The organism is Rhizobium sp. B230/85, assembly GCF_019355735.1.
Taxonomy (GTDB): Bacteria; Pseudomonadota; Alphaproteobacteria; order Rhizobiales; family Rhizobiaceae; genus Rhizobium; species Rhizobium rhododendri.
In genome coordinates, this window is sequence record NZ_CP072156.1 from 1,511,816 (window position 1) to 1,526,940 (window position 15,125).

A 15,125-nucleotide genomic window follows, 5' to 3' on the forward strand; every position below is an offset into this window, starting at 1 on the left:
CAAACTTCAGCCGCCCTTCACCACCACCAGAAACATCCGCGGAAAGCGCAGCAGCACGCGGCCGTCGGCGAGTGGGGGGTAGGCTGCCCGGACCCGTTCCAGATAGTTCGCAGTGAAGTCATCGCGGTGGGTGCTGCCGGCATTGTCGAGATAGGGGCGCAGGCCGGTGCCCTTGACCCATTCGACGATCGCTTCTGCATCGGCCATCGGATGGTTGTAGACGGTGTGCCAGAGATCGATACGCGCTGCTTTGCCGATCAGCCGGTCGTAGTAAACGGAAGGGGCGGCGAGGGGAGTGCGGCGAACGCTCTTTGCCTCGAACGCCGGACGCCAGGGCCCGGCATGCGCCGTCTCTTCCATCAGCAGGTGTGTCGGCTCGTTGAGATTGTCCGGCATCTGCACCGCCAGCACGCCGCCGGGTGCAAGGCCGTCCAGCAGCCTGTCGAAGATGTCGAGATGGTTCGGCAGCCACTGGAAGACGGCGTTGGCAAACAGCAGGTCGGTCTTTTCGCTCGGTTGCCAGGTCGCAAGATCCGCCTGCGTGAAGGTGGTGCCGGGCATCCGCCGGCGCGCGCTCTCCAGCATGTCGAGATCGCTGTCGAGGCCGGAAACCGAAGTGGCACCGAAGCGCTCGACGATCAGCTCCGTCGAATTGCCGGGTCCGCAACCAAGGTCAATTGCGCGCGTCACCGTTTCAAGCGGCACCTGCGCCAGCAAGTCGCGCGCCGGGCGGGTGCGCTCGTCCTCGAACTTCACATACTGGTTTGCCGACCACGCCATGTCATATCTCCCTGTCTTTTCAGACAGACCATTGGCGCCAACTATGACACCAGCATGACGTCAGGCGGGCTCCGCGACCCGGCTGATCCGCACCTTGGCGATGTTGCGACCTTCCAGCTTGACGATCTCGAAGGCCAGATCCTCGGAAGCAAAGTTCTCGCCCTCGTGCGGCAGATGGCCGAGACGCCAGAGGATGAAGCCGGCCAGCGTCGAATAGCGGTCGTTTTCGTCGACGAGATCGGCGTCGACCAGCTTCGATGCCTGGCGGATGTCGATCCAGCCATCGACGGTCAGCGATCCGTCGGCGCCTCGCTCGATCGACAGCTTCTCGTCGTCCTCGTCCGGAAATTCGCCGGCGATGGCTTCGAGCAGGTCGGTCGTCGTCACCATGCCCTCGATCTCGCCGTACTCGTCGAGAATGACGGCAATAGCCTGGTTCGAAAGTCGCAGCTGCTCCATCAGCTTCAGCGCCGTGATGCTTTCATGGACGACGAGCGGCTGGCGGATCGACCGCGCCAGATCGACGGCACCGTCCTTCAGGAGGTCGCGCAGCAGATCGCGGGCGCTGGCGATGCCAATGAAATTGTCGAGGCTGCCGCGCGCCACCGGAAAGCGCGAATGGCCGACGTCGAGGATCAGCTGCTGCAGTTCGGCCTGGGGCTTGTCGAGGTCGAGCCAGTCGATATCGATGCGGGGCGTCATGATCGAGCGGGCAGAACGGTCGGCCAGCGCCAGCACGCCCTGGATCATGTCCTTCTCCTCGTTCGAGAAGACTTCGGCTTCGCCAGCCTGTTCGGCGATCAGGTCAACCGTCTGCCCGAGCGTGCCCTGCGAGCGCTTGCCGCCGAGCAGGCCCAGCACCGCGTCGGCGGTGCGGTCACGGATGTTGCTCGGCGTGATCAGCCGCTCCTTGCTGTGGCGTGCGAGCTGGTTCAGCGCCTCGATGATGACCGAGAAGCCGATGGCAGCGTAGAGATAGCCCTTCGGTATGTGGATGCCGAAACCTTCGATGATCAGCGAGAAGCCGATCATCATCAGGAAACCGAGGCAGAGGATGACGACGGTCGGATGCTTGGAAACGAACTGCGTCAGCGGCTTCGACAGCAGGAGCATGACGCCAACGGCAATGATGACTGCCATCATCATCACGGCGAGGTCCTGCACCATTCCGACGGCGGTAATGACGCTGTCGAGCGAGAAGATCGCGTCGAGCACGACGATCTGCACGATCACCTGCCAGAAGACGGCATGGACCTGCTTCTTGTCCTTGCTCTCCTCCTGGCCTTCCAGCCGCTCGTGCAGCTCCATCGTCCCCTTGAAAAGCAGGAATATGCCGCCGATGATGAGGATGATGTCCCGGCCCGAGAAGCCGAAATTCAACACCGTGAACAGCGGCGTCGTCAGCGTCACGATCCAGGCTATCGAGGCCAGCAGTCCAAGCCGGATGACCAGCGCCAAGCCGAGACCGATAAGCCTAGCCGAATCGCGCTGTTGCGGCGGCAGCTTGTCCGCGAGGATCGCGATGAACACGAGGTTGTCGATGCCGAGAACGATCTCGAGAACGATGAGGGTGGCCAGACCGACCCAGACGGAAGGATCGGAAATCCAGTCGAAGATCATAGTTCTGCGTTGGCGGCCGCAGTCATTGCAGACCGGCCACTCCCCTGTTTTGAGATGGGATGAGGTGTGTTGACGCTAACCACGCTCGACGACGGGCGTCGGCGCGTCGAAATGCCGATGGCTGGTGTCACGGACGAGGAGCGCAAACGACCCGCTTTGCCGGGTCTACAATCGTCGCTGCCCTCGTCTGCCGGCATATCGCGCTCGGCATGGGGCAGGCTTGTAGTGGATGGGTCGCTATCGGGCATCGGTGCAATCTGGCGTCGAACTGCTGTTTGCGCAAGGGGGAGAGGACGAAAACATCGGTACAGGCGAGGTTATGAACACACTGCATGCCAGCAAGCCGACCGCAGCACGCTGCTGCGGTCGGCCTTGGATATTACGATGCCAGAATACGGATGCCGTGCTCGCCGGCGGCAACCAGAAATCGTTCGGCTTCCTCGTCGGACGCGACTTCCGCCTGCGGGCCGATGTCGGCAACTTCGAAATATGTGGCCATGTCCTTGTCGATGATGGCCGAAAAGACGACGGCGTCGGGGCCGGTATTGCTGTAGCCATGCGGCACGTTGCCGGGGATGGAAATGATGTCGCCAGCCTGCGCCTGCGTCTCCGAGAGGCCGGAGTCGGTCATCTGCTGCACGGTCAGCGTGCCCTCGAGAATGCGGAACACTTCGGGGCTGGCGTGGCTGTGAAGGGGCGTGCCGCCACCGGAGGGAACCGTGACGTCGAAGACGTTGAGCCACGTGCCTTCAAGGCGCGCCTGGCGCTGGACGTGGTCGCCGAGCACGAAAAGAGGCTTGGCCTGGGCTGCCGTGTCGGCATGGGAGGAGTCGGACATGATGTCGCTTTCTTGTTTTTCTTCTTGAGGACGCGTCCGTTAAACCCTTCGACCACCCTTGGCAACCGTTCGGCCATGGTCATACGGACGGGCTGCCCTGCGTCATATTCACGGGTACGAACGCGGCGTAGCAGTATCAGGCGCATTCGAGCGACCTTTGGAGGCCGGCCGAACCAGCCCTGCGTGGCCACCTTCTTGCCCTTGCAGCGCAGTGCTAGCACGCTCTCCGATACAGACATGTGACAGGCAAGACATCGCAGGCGAGACGGATGGCCTGAATGCAACCCGGCGGTCTATCGCTCCCGATGAAGCCGCCGACCGCAACCTCAAAACCGCGTGATAACGCTGATCCCGAGGCCTTCCGCCCGGTCGAGCGTCATCAGCGCGGGAATAGCCTCTTCCAGGCTGATCCGCCGCTGGATGAGCTTCTGCGGCGCGATCTTGCCGGCAGACAGCATGGCGAGCATCGCATCGTAGCGCCAGGCCTGCATGCCGTGGCTGCCATAGATCTCGAGTTCCTGGCTGATCACCTGCGCCATCGGGATCGCCGGGGTCGCGTGCTGGCCGAGCATCAGCCCGACCTGCACGTGCCGACCGCGTCGACGCAGGTTGCGGATAGAGTTGAAGCAGGTCGTGGGGTGCCCGAGCGCGTCGATCGACACATGCGCGCCACCGCCGGTGATCTCGCGCACTGCCTCGGCAACATCGGAAACGGTCCCGGCATTGATCGTCGCCACCGCACCGCATTCGCGGGCGAAGGCCAGTTTTTCGTCGGAAAGATCGATGGCAATGGCATTGGCGCCGAGTGCCGTGGCGATCATGATGGCCGACAGCCCGACGCCGCCGCAGCCGTGCACGGCGATCCATTCTCCGGGCTTGGTCTTTGCCTGGTCGGTGACGGCGCGGAAGGACGTGGCAAAGCGGCAGCCGAGGCTGGCCGCCGTCGCGTCGTCGATCGCCTCCGGAAGATGCACCAGATTGGTGTCCGCATAGTCGATACCGACATATTCCGCGAACGATCCCCAGTGGGTGAAGCCCGGCTGGAACTGGTTCGGGCACACCTGCTGATTGCCGGAATGGCACTCGCCGCAATGGCCGCAGCCCGAAACGAAAGGTACGGTGACGCGGTCGCCGACCTTGAAGCGCACCACGCCCCGCCCCGTCGCCACCACCTTGCCAGCCAGTTCGTGGCCGGGAACATGGGGAAGGGCGATATCGGGATCATGCCCCATCCAGCCATGCCAGTCGCTGCGGCAGAGGCCGCTGGCACCGACTGCGATCACAACCCCGACTTCCGATGGCGTCGGATCGGGCAGGGTGCGGATTTCGGGTCTAGCCTCGAAGGCTTCGTAATACATGGCGCGCATCGGCAGTTCCGATTCGAGTGGGCGTTGGATGGTTTCCATGATGGCACGCCACCACGGCTGCTTCCACTCTGCGGCCCATCAATTCTGCTCATGCACAAATTCATGCGACGGATGGCATGCGCAGGAAAGTTGCGCCGGCTTTGCACCTTCGCGTCATTTGTTGCGAATGGATTTGCCGCCGAGATTTCTTCTTGATTCTCGCCCTCCATGAGGTCTTGTCTCGTGACGAAATTCGAAGGAGACCACCATGGCTGTCGATACATCGCCGCGTTCCGCCACCTGGACCTATGTCGACGGCGGGTGGCTGCCCGGCAACCCGCCGCTGATCGGGCCCACGTCGCATGCGATGTGGCTGGCCTCGACGGTCTTCGACGGCGCCCGCTGGTTCGATGGCATCGCGCCCGATCTCGATCTGCATTGCCAGCGCGTCAACCGCTCGGCCCGCGCCATGGGCCTCGAACCGACCATGACGGCCGAACAGATAGAGGCGCTGGCCACGGAGGGCGTGAAGAAATTCGATGGCACTTCGGCGCTCTACATCAAGCCGATGTACTGGGGCGAGCACGGGATGCCGACCAGCGTCGTCGCCGTCGATCCGGCCTCGACCCGCTTTGCGCTCTGCCTGTTCGAAGCGCCGATGAACAATGCCAAGCCGCAGTCCCTGACCGTCTCGCCCTATCGCCGACCGTCGCCTGAGACGGCGATGACCGAGGCCAAGACCGGCTCGCTCTACCCGAACAGCGGCCGGATGATTATCGAAGCCCGCAGCCGTGGCTTCGACAATGCGCTTGCCTGCGACATGAACGGCAATGTCGCCGAAACCGCATCCTCGAACGTCTTCATGGTCAAGGACGGCGCTGTATTCACGCCCGTCGCCAACCGCACCTTTCTGGCCGGCATCACCCGCGAGCGGATCATCGGCCTGCTCCGCCAGGCCGGCTTCGACGTTCGCGAGACGACCTTATCCGTTGCCGACTTCATGGGAGCTGACGAGGTCTTCACGACGGGAAACTATTCGAAGATCGTCGGCATCGACCGCCTCGATGGCCGCACGTTCGGCGAGGGACCGGTCGCCCGCAAGGCACTGGAGATCTATATGGACTGGGCCCATTCACGCAAAGCCACCGACGAGTAATCCGCATCTTTAGACGCATGAAGACGAGTTGGCGGCGAGACACGATGGCTGCGCCCGCTGCAGGCGGCACAGGTATCGTGCGAAAATCCTGTTTCGCCCGTCCGACGGGCTTGCCCTTCGTCTGCCAGAGCGCATGCACCTCCTGCCAGTCCGGCACGCGGTCGGCATAGAAACCCAACGTCTTGCCGGTCGCAATCGAACCGAACGCCTGCATCGCCTTCAGATGCGCGCCGGCGACGAGATAGCGGCGCATAGCGGCCTCGTCTTTCCAGACCGTCAGCGTGTGGTGGACGCCGTCTATCCTTCGTGCGTCCGTCGAGATGTTCCCCTCTGCCTTCTGCGCCTGCAGCATCGAGGGGATGGCGTGCCACCAGAAGTGCGGCAGATGACGCCGCGCCTTGATCTGGAGGCCCGTAATCGACACGTAGACCATCGTTCCGTCCATGACTGCTCCCGTCCGCGAGACCTGCCGGCTCATATCTAGACACTGTAAAGATATATGGCATCCATGCCGACCTCTCGTCAAGCGCGATCTTGTCGGTGTAAGGATGGCGGATGACTCAGACCTATCATCATGGTGCGCTTCGTCCGGCCCTGCTCGCCGCAGCAGAGGCAATCCTCGACCGCGACGGTATCGACGCCCTGACGTTGCGGGCCGCGGCACGCGAAGCCGGCGTCTCCCATGCAGCACCGTCCCATCATTTCGGCGATATCACCGGCCTGCTGACCGAGTTGGCGGCCGCAGGCTTCGTCCGATTGCGGCAGGCGCTCGAAAAGCACCTGGCCGAGCCGGACGCGCACAGGCGGGTGCAGGCATTGGCGCACGGTTACGTCGCCTTCGCCAGAGCCCATCCCGGGATATTCCTGCTGATGTTCCGCTCGGAGCGGCTGGACTGGTCTTCCCCGGCGCTCGCGACGGCAGGCGTCGCCGCCTTCGCGCTGTTGACCCCTGACCAGTCCGGCCCGGCACCGGATCGATCCGGATTGGCGCCAGTCACGGCGCCGCAAGACTTCGAGACCCTGGTGCTGGCCAGCACGCGCTGGTCGCTAATGCATGGGCTGGCCACCCTGCTTATCGACGGCCGGCTCGGTGCGATGGCGGAAAAGACGCCTGATGCCGATCTCAAGCGACTGATCGAGGCGGTGATCCGCAATGGTCTCCCTGCCTGATCGAGGCGCTCGTCAGACTGTTTGCCAAATTCCCCGTTGCACAACAGAGGAAAATGCACTTTCCTTGCGACCAAGCCGATGTTTCCGAGTTTCGTCTGCACCGTAATGCACCGGAGAGCGGGGAGGGTTCATGAAGAGCAACCGCGCCAGCCTGGAAGAGATCCGCGGCTTTTTCGCCAAGCGCATGGCCGCCGTCAGCCTGTCCCGCGATCCACGCCTCGAGCGTGTCTTCGAGCTCGTTCCCCGCGAAGTCTTTCTCGGCCCGGGGCCGTGGCATGTCTGGGTAGAGGGTAGCAATTACCTGGAAACTCCGAGCGCCGATCCCGTCTATCTCTACGAGAACAACCTCGTCGCCCTGGATGCGGCAAAGGGCATCAACAATGGCGAGCCCTTCCTGCATGCCTCCTGGATCGGAGCGGTCGCCCCGCAGCGCGGCGAGAGCGTCACCCATATCGGCGCCGGTACAGGATACTACACCGCCATCCTGGCGCTGCTGACCGTGCCGGACGGCAAGGTCACCGCTTTCGAACGGGAAACCCATCTCGCCGACAGGGCGCGGCTTAATCTCCAGCCCTTCGAAGGCGTCACTGTCGTCAATGCCAACGCCACGCAGGCGGCACTGCCGAAGTCGGACGTCATCTACGTCAACGCCGGCGTCGCCGCGCCGCCGGTTGCCTGGCTGCAGGCGCTGAAGCCCGGCGGGCGGCTGATCTTTCCGTGGCGACCGACGCAGGATGTCGGATTGACGTTGCTCATCCGCGCCGATGCAAATGGTTTCAGTGTCGCCCCGCAGAGGCCGTCTTGGTTCATTCCCTGCATCGGGGCCTCCCATGAGATTGTCGCGACGCGGACGCCACAAAGCCTATTGGAGGCACGATCCGTCCGCTCTGTCTGGACCACGGCCGCAAGGGCGCCGGACGACACCGCCATTGCCGTCTATCCCGATGTCTGGTTTTCCAGCGATATGCCGCAATCTGCCTGAGCGGCTTCGCGTGCGGTGACATTCCTGCAAATTAAAGCCGCCGCCTGACGCCCTCGCATGCTATGCTCTGCGCGAGACCTGCGATGCCACGCTCCCGCAGGCAGCTTTTCCGGACGCAAGGGGACAAGAGGCGATGACGCTTCGGCCCCCGATTTTTCAAGGCGACCGGGCCGTTTTCAGAAGGTAGTCCGATGTCGCTTACGTTTCCCAATGCCAGCCGCAGCTATGACGAACCCGGTCGCCGCGTTCGCTTCCTCGGTCACGACGGCATGTTCCAGGTGCAGCTTTTCGTCGATGTCGACGTGTTTGCAGGCGCCAATTCCGAAGCCGGCTATCTCGCCGCCTTCGACGCCAAGCGCAGCGGCATCCAGGCCGTCGCCACCAAGGCCTACGCCGCCACCCGCCGCAGCTCGTACATCCTGACGTCGAAGGATTTCAGGTAGAACAGTAGCATCAGGCGCTGACCGAGACGGCGCACCCTCAGGTCGCGCCGCTCTTGTCATGCCTTGGCCGAACCATCCAGCTGTAGATGGCGCCGGCTGACAGCAGCACGCAGGTGCCTAAAAATACCGCGCGCATGCCGATGTGGCCGCCAACGAAGCCGCCGAGCACCGGGCCGACCACCTGGCCGACGAACTGCGACGAGGTCGACAGGCCGAGGATACCGCCGGCGGCTGCATCGGGCACGCTGTGGCGAATGACGGCAGCGATGCAGGGCAGCAGTCCGCCGAGCGCCACGCCCATCAGGAAACGCAGGATAATCAGCTGCCAGGCGCTGGTCACGAAGGCCTGCGGTATCAACAGCAGCGCGGCGATGCCGAGTGCGCCTGATATCACCGGCCAGTGGCCGATGCGGTCGGCGAGCTTGCCCAGCCACGAGGCCGAAAGCACGCTCCCCAGCGCCGCCACCGACATCACCACGCCCGATACCAGCGTCAGCTTCGTCTGGTCGTCGATGAGGTCGGCGACATAGACGGTGATGATCGGCTCGATCGACATGTTGGCGAGCATCAGCAGCATGCCGGTTGCCAGCATGGCGATGACCGGCCGCTTGTCCTCGATCGAGCGCCAGCCGCCGCTGGCCTTGGCGGCTTGTCTGCGGGAGGCCGATTTCTCTTCCTTGATCAAAAAGATGGTGGCGAGGAAGGTCAGCAAGATCACTCCGCCAGCCGCAAGGAACGTGTTGCGGATGCCGATGATTGCCGGCAGCGCGCCACCGATTAGCGGCCCCACCAGATTGCCGGCCATGATCCCCGACGACACCATGCCGAGCGCCCAGGCGACGCGATGCTTTGGCGTCTGCGTGGCCACTAGCACCATCGACCCCGACGCATAGCCGCCGGCAAGCCCGGTGAACAGCCGCAGCGCCACCAGCTGCCAGACGCTGTCGACCATGCCCATCAGGCCGATGGCGACAGTCATGCCGAGGCTGGCGCGCACGAGCATCAGCTTGCGGCCGTAGATATCGCCGAGCCTGCCCCAGATCGGCGCGACGAAGGCTGCGGCAAAGAAGGTGGCGCCGTAGGCGATGCCCGACCACTGGACGATCCCGGCCTTGTCGCCGACGCCGAGCTCTTCGACATAGAGCGGCAGGAATGGCAGCAGCAGCGTCATCGCGACGATGGTGGTGAAGGAGCCGACGAGGCAGACGATCATGTTGCGCATCCAGTGCGCGGTGACATCGTCGCTGGCGGTCTTGCTCATGCCTGTCCCGGTCATTCCCTGGCCCTGGCGTTCAATGTGTAGCGCAGTTCGGCGCTGCCGCTCGACAGGATGTGGCCATCGGCGGCCCGCAGAAGGTCGGACCGGGTAAACGCGTCCGGCAGGCCGAGATGCTCGACATCCAGCGCGTAGACGGTGACGCGGTAGTGGTGGACACGCTGGTCGTTCCAGGGCGGGCAGGCGCCGTGATAGCCGCCCTGCGGGCCGTTCTTCAGAGAGCCCTCGCCAAAGCCGTTCTGGCCTCGCCGGCCGTGGTCGGTGCGCTTCAGCGGCAGTCCCGCCTTGGTCACGCCGTTGCCGTCGATTGCCTCGGGCAGGTGGCTGAAGTCGGAGGGAATGTCGGCCAGCACCCAATGGACGAATTCCTCGCGCGGCGCGGTCTCGGCAATCACCGTGTCATCCCTGTTGAAGCCGCTGCGATCGACGGGCACGTCGGGATCGACCATGGTGACGGCATAGGATTTGGTGCCCGCCGGGCCCTTCGACCACGACAGCGACGGGCTCTCGTTGCGCCCCGGCCTGAGCTTGCCCTGGTGCACGACGCAGGCCGCATTAGCCGGCGGCAGCATGCGACCTGGCTCGGCCTTGCCGAAGCTGACCGCAAGATCGGCGGCAAAAGCCTGTATTGCGGAGGCGGAGAGAATGAGGCCAGCCACGGCGGCAAGCACTATGGCACCCGGAAATCTGTTGGTGGTTCGCATGGAAGCCCCTTTGGTGGATCGCTGGACACTGGCTAACAGATCGCCGGCCGGACCATGAGCACGGAAACGCTCGATTGGAAGTCTGAAACGCTTAAATCGGCTCCGTCGTGCCGTGCTGGATGAGCGCCCGCCGGCGTTCTGCAAAGCGCCTGGGCGAGCGGTAGCCTGTCGCCAGCGCCGCTTCCCGCAGGCTAAGCCCATCCTCCGCCAGCATCGCTTCGGCCAGTGCCATGCGCTCTCCGGCAATCACGGCACGCAGGGAAGTGCCCTCCAGCCCCAGCCGGCGGCGCAGCGTCGCATTGCTGGTGCGAAGTTCGGCCGCGATCAGGTCGGCAGTCCAGGCCCGGTCGGGCTGCCAGCGCACCAGCGCCCGGATGGCATCGGTCGTGGTATCCGCCCGCGCGGGCAGGGCGCCGCGCATTGCCAGAACCATCAGGATTTCCAGCACCCGGTGTTCGGCGATCACCGTCGGCAGATTGCCGTCCATGATCCCGTCGCCGGCATGGCGGATCGCCTCGGCAAGGGTAGCATCGAGCGCGAGGTGAGGAAGCGCCAGCCGCCGCAGCGGAGAGAGGCCGGACTCTGCCCGGCGCACCAGCGCATCCGGGAAGTCGATGAAGATGGCGCGGTATGCGCCGCTTGTCGGATCGGGATCGTTGACGACCTCGCCGCGCCAACCGGACGGCAGCACCAGAACCGTGCCGGCATCGAGACGCTGATGGCGGCCCATGCTGAGCACTTCCTTGGTGCCCTCGACGATGACCACGATCGACAGGCGCGCAAAGGCGGCGCCGGCGATGCGCTCGCGCCTGTGGGTTACGAAGGAGAACAGCGACGATGCGGCATTCCGGTCGGCGAGTGGCGCGATCGGCCTGCGATCTTCAGCCACCAGCCGGCGCAGGCGCTCGAGAATGAGACGGGATTCGGACATGTCAAGCTCCAGGCGGGAGCCGATATCTACGCCGACGTTTCGCGGGATGCCAAGGCCGGATAGGCCGTCAAACGGCGTCTTTTCGGTATATCGATGCGAATTGGCGACAGGCTGATGACGCCAAAAGATGGAACCGACCGTCGCCGGCAAATGTTACGGTTGTGCCCATTATAGAGAAAAGGATATCCCCATGACAGACGAAGCCAGGATCTCGCCCGCTGCCCAGTCGCTGAAGCAGGAACAGGCAGACCAGCGCACCACCGCCGCAAAAGGCGAACTCGACACCGGTCTTGAGGACAGCTTTCCCGCATCCGACCCGGTCTCCATCACGACGAGCAGCATTTCCGGCGGTCGCACCGACGTCGAGGAAGCGGAAAAGGTCAAGACCCAGGCGGAATAGCCGCCGGCCCCGAACCCGTCAGGCTCCGGGGCCTGAGAGCACAGACGGCAGGACGGCATCGCGCAATTCGTCCTGTCCGGGCTGTCGGTCGGTAGCCTTGTGCAGCAGCGTGGACGTGTAGCCGCGCGTCCCGTTGCCCTCGATCAGCGTCACGTCGGCATTGCCCGGATTGTCGGATTCTTCGAACCAGGCGACGGGATGCTGCAGGAAATTCATCTCGAAGGCGCGGTTGGTAACGCCGTGGCCGACGATCAATACGCTATCGTGGCCGTGCAGCGCCTCGTGCATGACAGTCTGCAGGAACAGCCGCATGCGCTGCGCCACGTCGGCGCGGCTTTCGCCATCCGGTGGCCGCGCGTAAAACTTGGCGCCATTGCTGCGCAGCCGTGCCCACCGCTCGAACTCGTCCGGAAACTTCTGCCTCTGCTCGACGTGGTCGTAGATCTCGGTGAAAACCCCGAAATCCTGCTCGCGCAACAGGTAGTCTTCCCGCACCTTGCCGACGCTTGCCGCCGGCAACACCGTCAAAAGCGCATCCTTGCTCTGGCGCGTCCTGAGGAACGGTGAAAACCAGACACGCAGTTTCGGGCGCTCTAAATCGGCAAGGCTGTCCAGGTATTTGGCAATCACGCCGCCAGCCTGCGCCACCTGACGATAGCCCCATTGGCTCAAGGGCACGTTGTGGTCGCCGAATTCACGGTAGGCATGGCCATCGAGGTTGCCGAGGGATTCGCCGTGGCGAACGAGAAAGATGCGCATCAGCCGTTCCGCATTGTCAGCATGCCACCGCAGGCGGCGTGTTTCGGGGCAAGGCTCAGAGCCGCCGGGACCAGAGCATTGCCACGACACCGCAGATCGCCGTGATGGCGCCGCGGTAGACCCAGGGACGCTGGTCGATCATGAAACTGTTGGCGGGGTAGGGGAAGTAACCGCTGCCCTGTGCGGCCCAGATCACTCCGGCGATGAACAGCAACAGACCCAAAACAAACAACGCTTTTCTTGCCATCGTCCCATCCTCGCTTGAAAGGACGACATAGCAGTTCCTGCGGCCGATGCCTACCGTCATGCCTACCGTCGCGATGGTGGTGAAGACGCTGCTGACACAATCTGACAGTGGCAGCGTCTACTCCTGCGACATCGAGCAAGTCTCGCAAACGGCAAGGAGCACCACATGATAACCTGGTTACGCAGCGCGGCCATTGCGCCCGGCAAGGTCCCCGACGCATTCGCCTTCGTCAAAAAGGCAGCAGGGCTGATTGAAGAAAACCACGGCATCCGGATCGCCATCAGCCGGCCGCTCGCGGGAAATCCGACGCGGATATTCTGGTCTGCGCAGCACGAGGATCTTCAGGCCTTCGAGCGTGACCACAAGGCGATCAACACCGATGCCGCGTTTCTGCGATTGCTCGGCGAGGCCAGCAGCTGCTTCATTGCCGGCTCGACTCACGATGAAATTCTGCAGACGATTTGAGGATGCCACGATGACAGATGCCGGCAGCGCCAGCGCGGCTCAAATCAGGCTCCCGACCTCGATCGTCGGGTGGTCGGACGGCATCGCGATGGCTATGTCGGCATCTTCGAGCCCGGCCATGGCTACCGCCTTCGCGTCGGAAATGCCGACGAGCGCAAGGTTGGGGTAGGCGCGGGCTCGAAGCGGTGTCTCGACAATGACCGAACGGCCCTTGAAAAAGAACAACATGGCACTCTCCTGTGGGCGTTGGCGATGCTTGACGAGGGCTTCAGGCGCATGTCGTAGAGGCCGGCGGCAGTAGGGTCAGGATGCCATCAGGCGTCCCGTCCGGAAATGCTGCCGGTCAAGGCCGCCGTTACTCGGCGGCGATATCCGGAGCGATGTCATAGGCTTCGATATCGCGCTCCTGGCTTACACGCTCCTGGGAGACTTCGTCGTTGCGCATCCGGTATTGCGGCGAATTATCCCGCACCGGCAGCAGGGCGATGATGCGGTAGGTATCGGCTGCACGCGGCGACAGGCCTTGGCGGCTCTTGAGGCGTACGGACTGGCCGATCGGGAAACGATGAACTGACATGGGCGCTTTTGCTCTCCGCCACGTCGCCGGTCGCCATCAGGGCGCCGTAGCGTGGTCTTTATCTCAAAGTCGAGTACTGAGGCGAATGCCATCCGCGGCATCCGTCGATCGCAAGGCGCCGGTCAAGGCCAACTCGGGACAACGTGTGATTGCCGCCCGTCCCTGGCTCTCCAGTCCCCAGCGATCGACAAGAGCATAGCATGAAGCGCGCGACAGGCTAGACCTCTTGGCGGTTGCAGTCCTGCCGAAGGCTTTGACACTCGGAACGTGCCCATGAAGGGCTAATCCAGCGTTTCATGACGACCGCGTCGATGCGGCGACAACTGCAGGCTGAATGCGGCCCGTGCTGCCAATACAGGCGGCGGACCCCTCCAGCGGCGAGCGACATGGTAGGCCCTCCGGGCCTCCGCTACCTAGCCTGTTTGTCATGCGCCTGAAATACGGCGGATTTTTTCGGTAGGCGCTCCGATTTTTGGCCCCTGCGCGGTTGCCTCGTGCGGGTTCCGCTCCTATGTTCCGCCTCACCTGCCAACAGGAGAACAAGACCATGGCTTTCGAATTGCCTGAACTTCCCTATGACTACGATGCGCTTTCCCCCTTCATGTCGAAGGAAACCCTCGAGTTTCACCACGACAAGCATCACAAGGCCTATGTCGACAATGGCAACAAGCTCGCCGCCGAAGCCGGCATGAGCGATCTGTCGGTCGAAGAGGTCGTCAAGAAGTCGTTCGGCACCAATGCCGGTCTCTTCAACAACGCTGCCCAGCATTACAACCACATCCATTTCTGGAAGTGGATGAAGAAGGGCGGCGGCGGCAACAAGCTGCCCGGCAAGCTGGAAACAGCCTTCGCCTCCGATCTCGGCGGCTATGACAAGTTCAAGGCCGATTTCGCTGCCGCCGGCACGACGCAGTTCGGCTCCGGCTGGGCCTGGCTGTCCGTCAAGAACGGCAAGCTCGAAATCTCCAAGACACCGAACGGCGAAAACCCGCTGGTCCACGGCGCAAGCCCGATCCTCGGCGTCGATGTCTGGGAACACTCCTATTACATCGACTACCGCAACGCCCGCCCGAAATATCTCGAGGCCTTCATCGACAGCCTGATCAACTGGGATCACGTGCTGGAAATGTACGAGGCGGCAACGAAGTAATTCTAGTCCACCACCCAGAAAGCCCGGCCCCGCGCCGGGCTTTTTCTATTTTGGCCGGCCTCCGCCAATCTCTCCTTGTGGGAGAGATGTCAGAATCGTCGACAGAGGGGTGCGCCGCCACACGCGCAAGATGGCCTCTTGCTCCATCCAACGCCGCCGCCAATCCACAAAAATCCCCCTCGCGCGACCCGCCATAAATCAGGCGCAGTTCAATTTAACCTTGCAGGCCGGCGGAACGGTTGTGCCAACCGTCTGCCCGGCCGCGAAACCTCGCGGCCATA

General features: G+C 63.4%; 17 protein-coding genes and 1 pseudogene. 7 read left to right on the top strand and 11 right to left on the bottom strand.

The window, feature by feature from the left end; genetic code table 11:
- Positions 1-6: 6 nt before the first annotated feature.
- The 4 genes from tam to J5289_RS07215 all read right to left on the bottom strand — a co-directional run bounded on the left by tam (position 7) and on the right by J5289_RS07215 (position 4,605).
- The gene (gene tam, locus J5289_RS07200) at positions 7-780 is read right to left on the bottom strand and encodes a trans-aconitate 2-methyltransferase (protein ID WP_209183177.1); all 774 of its coding nucleotides are present in this window, start codon (positions 778-780) and stop codon (positions 7-9) included.
- A gap of 60 nt (positions 781-840) precedes the next feature.
- Positions 841-2,400, bottom strand: a complete 1,560-nt coding sequence (locus tag J5289_RS07205; RefSeq protein WP_209183178.1) for a TerC family protein — start codon at positions 2,398-2,400, stop codon at positions 841-843.
- Between the two features lie 379 nt (positions 2,401-2,779).
- Entirely contained in the window at positions 2,780-3,241 is a 462-nt protein-coding gene (locus tag J5289_RS07210) for a cupin domain-containing protein (RefSeq protein ID WP_209184072.1), read from the bottom strand.
- Between the two features lie 323 nt (positions 3,242-3,564).
- Positions 3,565-4,605, bottom strand: coding sequence for a zinc-dependent alcohol dehydrogenase family protein (locus tag J5289_RS07215; RefSeq protein ID WP_209206640.1), 1,041 nt, complete (start codon positions 4,603-4,605; stop codon positions 3,565-3,567).
- 247 nt (positions 4,606-4,852) lie between these two features.
- Here J5289_RS07215 and J5289_RS07220 point away from each other — a divergent pair, with 247 nt between their 5' ends.
- From J5289_RS07220 to J5289_RS07235, 4 genes are all read left to right on the top strand, one after another.
- The gene (locus J5289_RS07220) at positions 4,853-5,740 is read left to right on the top strand and encodes a branched-chain amino acid aminotransferase (protein ID WP_209183179.1); all 888 of its coding nucleotides are present in this window, start codon (positions 4,853-4,855) and stop codon (positions 5,738-5,740) included.
- 555 nt (positions 5,741-6,295) lie between these two features.
- Positions 6,296-6,910, top strand: coding sequence for a TetR/AcrR family transcriptional regulator (locus J5289_RS07225; protein ID WP_209183181.1), 615 nt, complete (start codon positions 6,296-6,298; stop codon positions 6,908-6,910).
- A gap of 130 nt (positions 6,911-7,040) precedes the next feature.
- Positions 7,041-7,892 (top strand): protein-L-isoaspartate O-methyltransferase, encoded by an 852-nt coding sequence (locus tag J5289_RS07230; RefSeq protein WP_209183182.1) that lies wholly within the window; start codon positions 7,041-7,043, stop codon positions 7,890-7,892.
- Positions 7,893-8,083: 191 nt separating this feature from the next.
- Positions 8,084-8,335, top strand: coding sequence for a DUF1488 domain-containing protein (locus J5289_RS07235; protein WP_111220761.1), 252 nt, complete (start codon positions 8,084-8,086; stop codon positions 8,333-8,335).
- Positions 8,336-8,372: 37 nt separating this feature from the next.
- On the opposite strand, the gene J5289_RS07240 is transcribed toward J5289_RS07235, so the two are convergent.
- The 3 genes from J5289_RS07240 to J5289_RS07250 form a co-directional block, all read right to left on the bottom strand.
- Entirely contained in the window at positions 8,373-9,596 is a 1,224-nt protein-coding gene (locus tag J5289_RS07240) for an MFS transporter (protein WP_209184074.1), read from the bottom strand.
- Between the two features lie 11 nt (positions 9,597-9,607).
- Positions 9,608-10,315 carry a YbhB/YbcL family Raf kinase inhibitor-like protein gene (locus J5289_RS07245; protein ID WP_209183183.1) on the bottom strand — a complete coding sequence of 236 codons (708 nt, stop codon included), beginning with the start codon at positions 10,313-10,315 and terminating at the stop codon, positions 9,608-9,610.
- 91 nt (positions 10,316-10,406) lie between these two features.
- Positions 10,407-11,246, bottom strand: coding sequence for an AraC family transcriptional regulator (locus J5289_RS07250; protein WP_209183184.1), 840 nt, complete (start codon positions 11,244-11,246; stop codon positions 10,407-10,409).
- Between the two features lie 190 nt (positions 11,247-11,436).
- Here J5289_RS07250 and J5289_RS07255 point away from each other — a divergent pair.
- A pseudogene (locus J5289_RS07255) lies at positions 11,437-11,643 on the top strand (hypothetical protein); the annotation flags it as partial.
- A 21-nt stretch (positions 11,644-11,664) separates the two neighbouring features.
- On the opposite strand, the gene J5289_RS07260 reads toward J5289_RS07255, so the two are convergent.
- Together J5289_RS07260 and J5289_RS07265 are read right to left on the bottom strand one after the other, a co-directional pair.
- Positions 11,665-12,405 (bottom strand): histidine phosphatase family protein, encoded by a 741-nt coding sequence (locus J5289_RS07260; RefSeq protein ID WP_209183186.1) that lies wholly within the window; start codon positions 12,403-12,405, stop codon positions 11,665-11,667.
- A 55-nt stretch (positions 12,406-12,460) separates the two neighbouring features.
- Positions 12,461-12,652, bottom strand: coding sequence for a hypothetical protein (locus tag J5289_RS07265; RefSeq protein ID WP_209183187.1), 192 nt, complete (start codon positions 12,650-12,652; stop codon positions 12,461-12,463).
- A gap of 165 nt (positions 12,653-12,817) precedes the next feature.
- On the opposite strand from J5289_RS07265, the gene J5289_RS07270 reads away from it, so the two are divergent.
- Positions 12,818-13,117: a hypothetical protein gene (locus J5289_RS07270; RefSeq protein ID WP_142824325.1), complete on the top strand. Its 300-nt coding sequence runs from the start codon at positions 12,818-12,820 to the stop codon at positions 13,115-13,117.
- 39 nt (positions 13,118-13,156) lie between these two features.
- Here J5289_RS07270 and J5289_RS07275 read toward each other — a convergent pair whose 3' ends face one another.
- Positions 13,157-13,345, bottom strand: coding sequence for a hypothetical protein (locus J5289_RS07275; RefSeq protein ID WP_209183188.1), 189 nt, complete (start codon positions 13,343-13,345; stop codon positions 13,157-13,159).
- Positions 13,346-13,472: 127 nt separating this feature from the next.
- Positions 13,473-13,694 carry a hypothetical protein gene (locus tag J5289_RS07280; RefSeq protein ID WP_142824327.1) on the bottom strand — a complete coding sequence of 74 codons (222 nt, stop codon included), beginning with the start codon at positions 13,692-13,694 and terminating at the stop codon, positions 13,473-13,475.
- Positions 13,695-14,241: 547 nt separating this feature from the next.
- Here J5289_RS07280 and J5289_RS07285 point away from each other — a divergent pair.
- Entirely contained in the window at positions 14,242-14,844 is a 603-nt protein-coding gene (locus tag J5289_RS07285; protein ID WP_209183189.1) for a superoxide dismutase, read from the top strand.
- Positions 14,845-15,125 lie beyond the last annotated feature (281 nt).

What these genes read in the sequence shown, in the direction of transcription:
- tam (WP_209183177.1), bottom strand. Translation starts at nt 780, where the DNA reads ATGGCGTGGTCGGCAAACCAGTATGTGAAGTTCGAGGACGAGCGCACC.
- J5289_RS07205 (WP_209183178.1), bottom strand. Translation starts at nt 2,400, where the DNA reads ATGATCTTCGACTGGATTTCCGATCCTTCCGTCTGGGTCGGTCTGGCC.
- J5289_RS07215 (WP_209206640.1), bottom strand. Translation starts at nt 4,605, where the DNA reads ATGCGCGCCATGTATTACGAAGCCTTCGAGGCTAGACCCGAAATCCGC.
- J5289_RS07220 (WP_209183179.1), top strand. Translation starts at nt 4,853, where the DNA reads ATGGCTGTCGATACATCGCCGCGTTCCGCCACCTGGACCTATGTCGAC.
- J5289_RS07225 (WP_209183181.1), top strand. Translation starts at nt 6,296, where the DNA reads ATGACTCAGACCTATCATCATGGTGCGCTTCGTCCGGCCCTGCTCGCC.
- J5289_RS07230 (WP_209183182.1), top strand. Translation starts at nt 7,041, where the DNA reads ATGAAGAGCAACCGCGCCAGCCTGGAAGAGATCCGCGGCTTTTTCGCC.
- J5289_RS07235 (WP_111220761.1), top strand. Translation starts at nt 8,084, where the DNA reads ATGTCGCTTACGTTTCCCAATGCCAGCCGCAGCTATGACGAACCCGGT.
- J5289_RS07240 (WP_209184074.1), bottom strand. Translation starts at nt 9,596, where the DNA reads ATGAGCAAGACCGCCAGCGACGATGTCACCGCGCACTGGATGCGCAAC.
- J5289_RS07245 (WP_209183183.1), bottom strand. Translation starts at nt 10,315, where the DNA reads ATGCGAACCACCAACAGATTTCCGGGTGCCATAGTGCTTGCCGCCGTG.
- J5289_RS07250 (WP_209183184.1), bottom strand. Translation starts at nt 11,246, where the DNA reads ATGTCCGAATCCCGTCTCATTCTCGAGCGCCTGCGCCGGCTGGTGGCT.
- J5289_RS07260 (WP_209183186.1), bottom strand. Translation starts at nt 12,405, where the DNA reads ATGCGCATCTTTCTCGTTCGCCACGGCGAATCCCTCGGCAACCTCGAT.
- J5289_RS07265 (WP_209183187.1), bottom strand. Translation starts at nt 12,652, where the DNA reads ATGGCAAGAAAAGCGTTGTTTGTTTTGGGTCTGTTGCTGTTCATCGCC.
- J5289_RS07270 (WP_142824325.1), top strand. Translation starts at nt 12,818, where the DNA reads ATGATAACCTGGTTACGCAGCGCGGCCATTGCGCCCGGCAAGGTCCCC.
- J5289_RS07275 (WP_209183188.1), bottom strand. Translation starts at nt 13,345, where the DNA reads ATGTTGTTCTTTTTCAAGGGCCGTTCGGTCATTGTCGAGACACCGCTT.
- J5289_RS07280 (WP_142824327.1), bottom strand. Translation starts at nt 13,694, where the DNA reads ATGTCAGTTCATCGTTTCCCGATCGGCCAGTCCGTACGCCTCAAGAGC.
- J5289_RS07285 (WP_209183189.1), top strand. Translation starts at nt 14,242, where the DNA reads ATGGCTTTCGAATTGCCTGAACTTCCCTATGACTACGATGCGCTTTCC.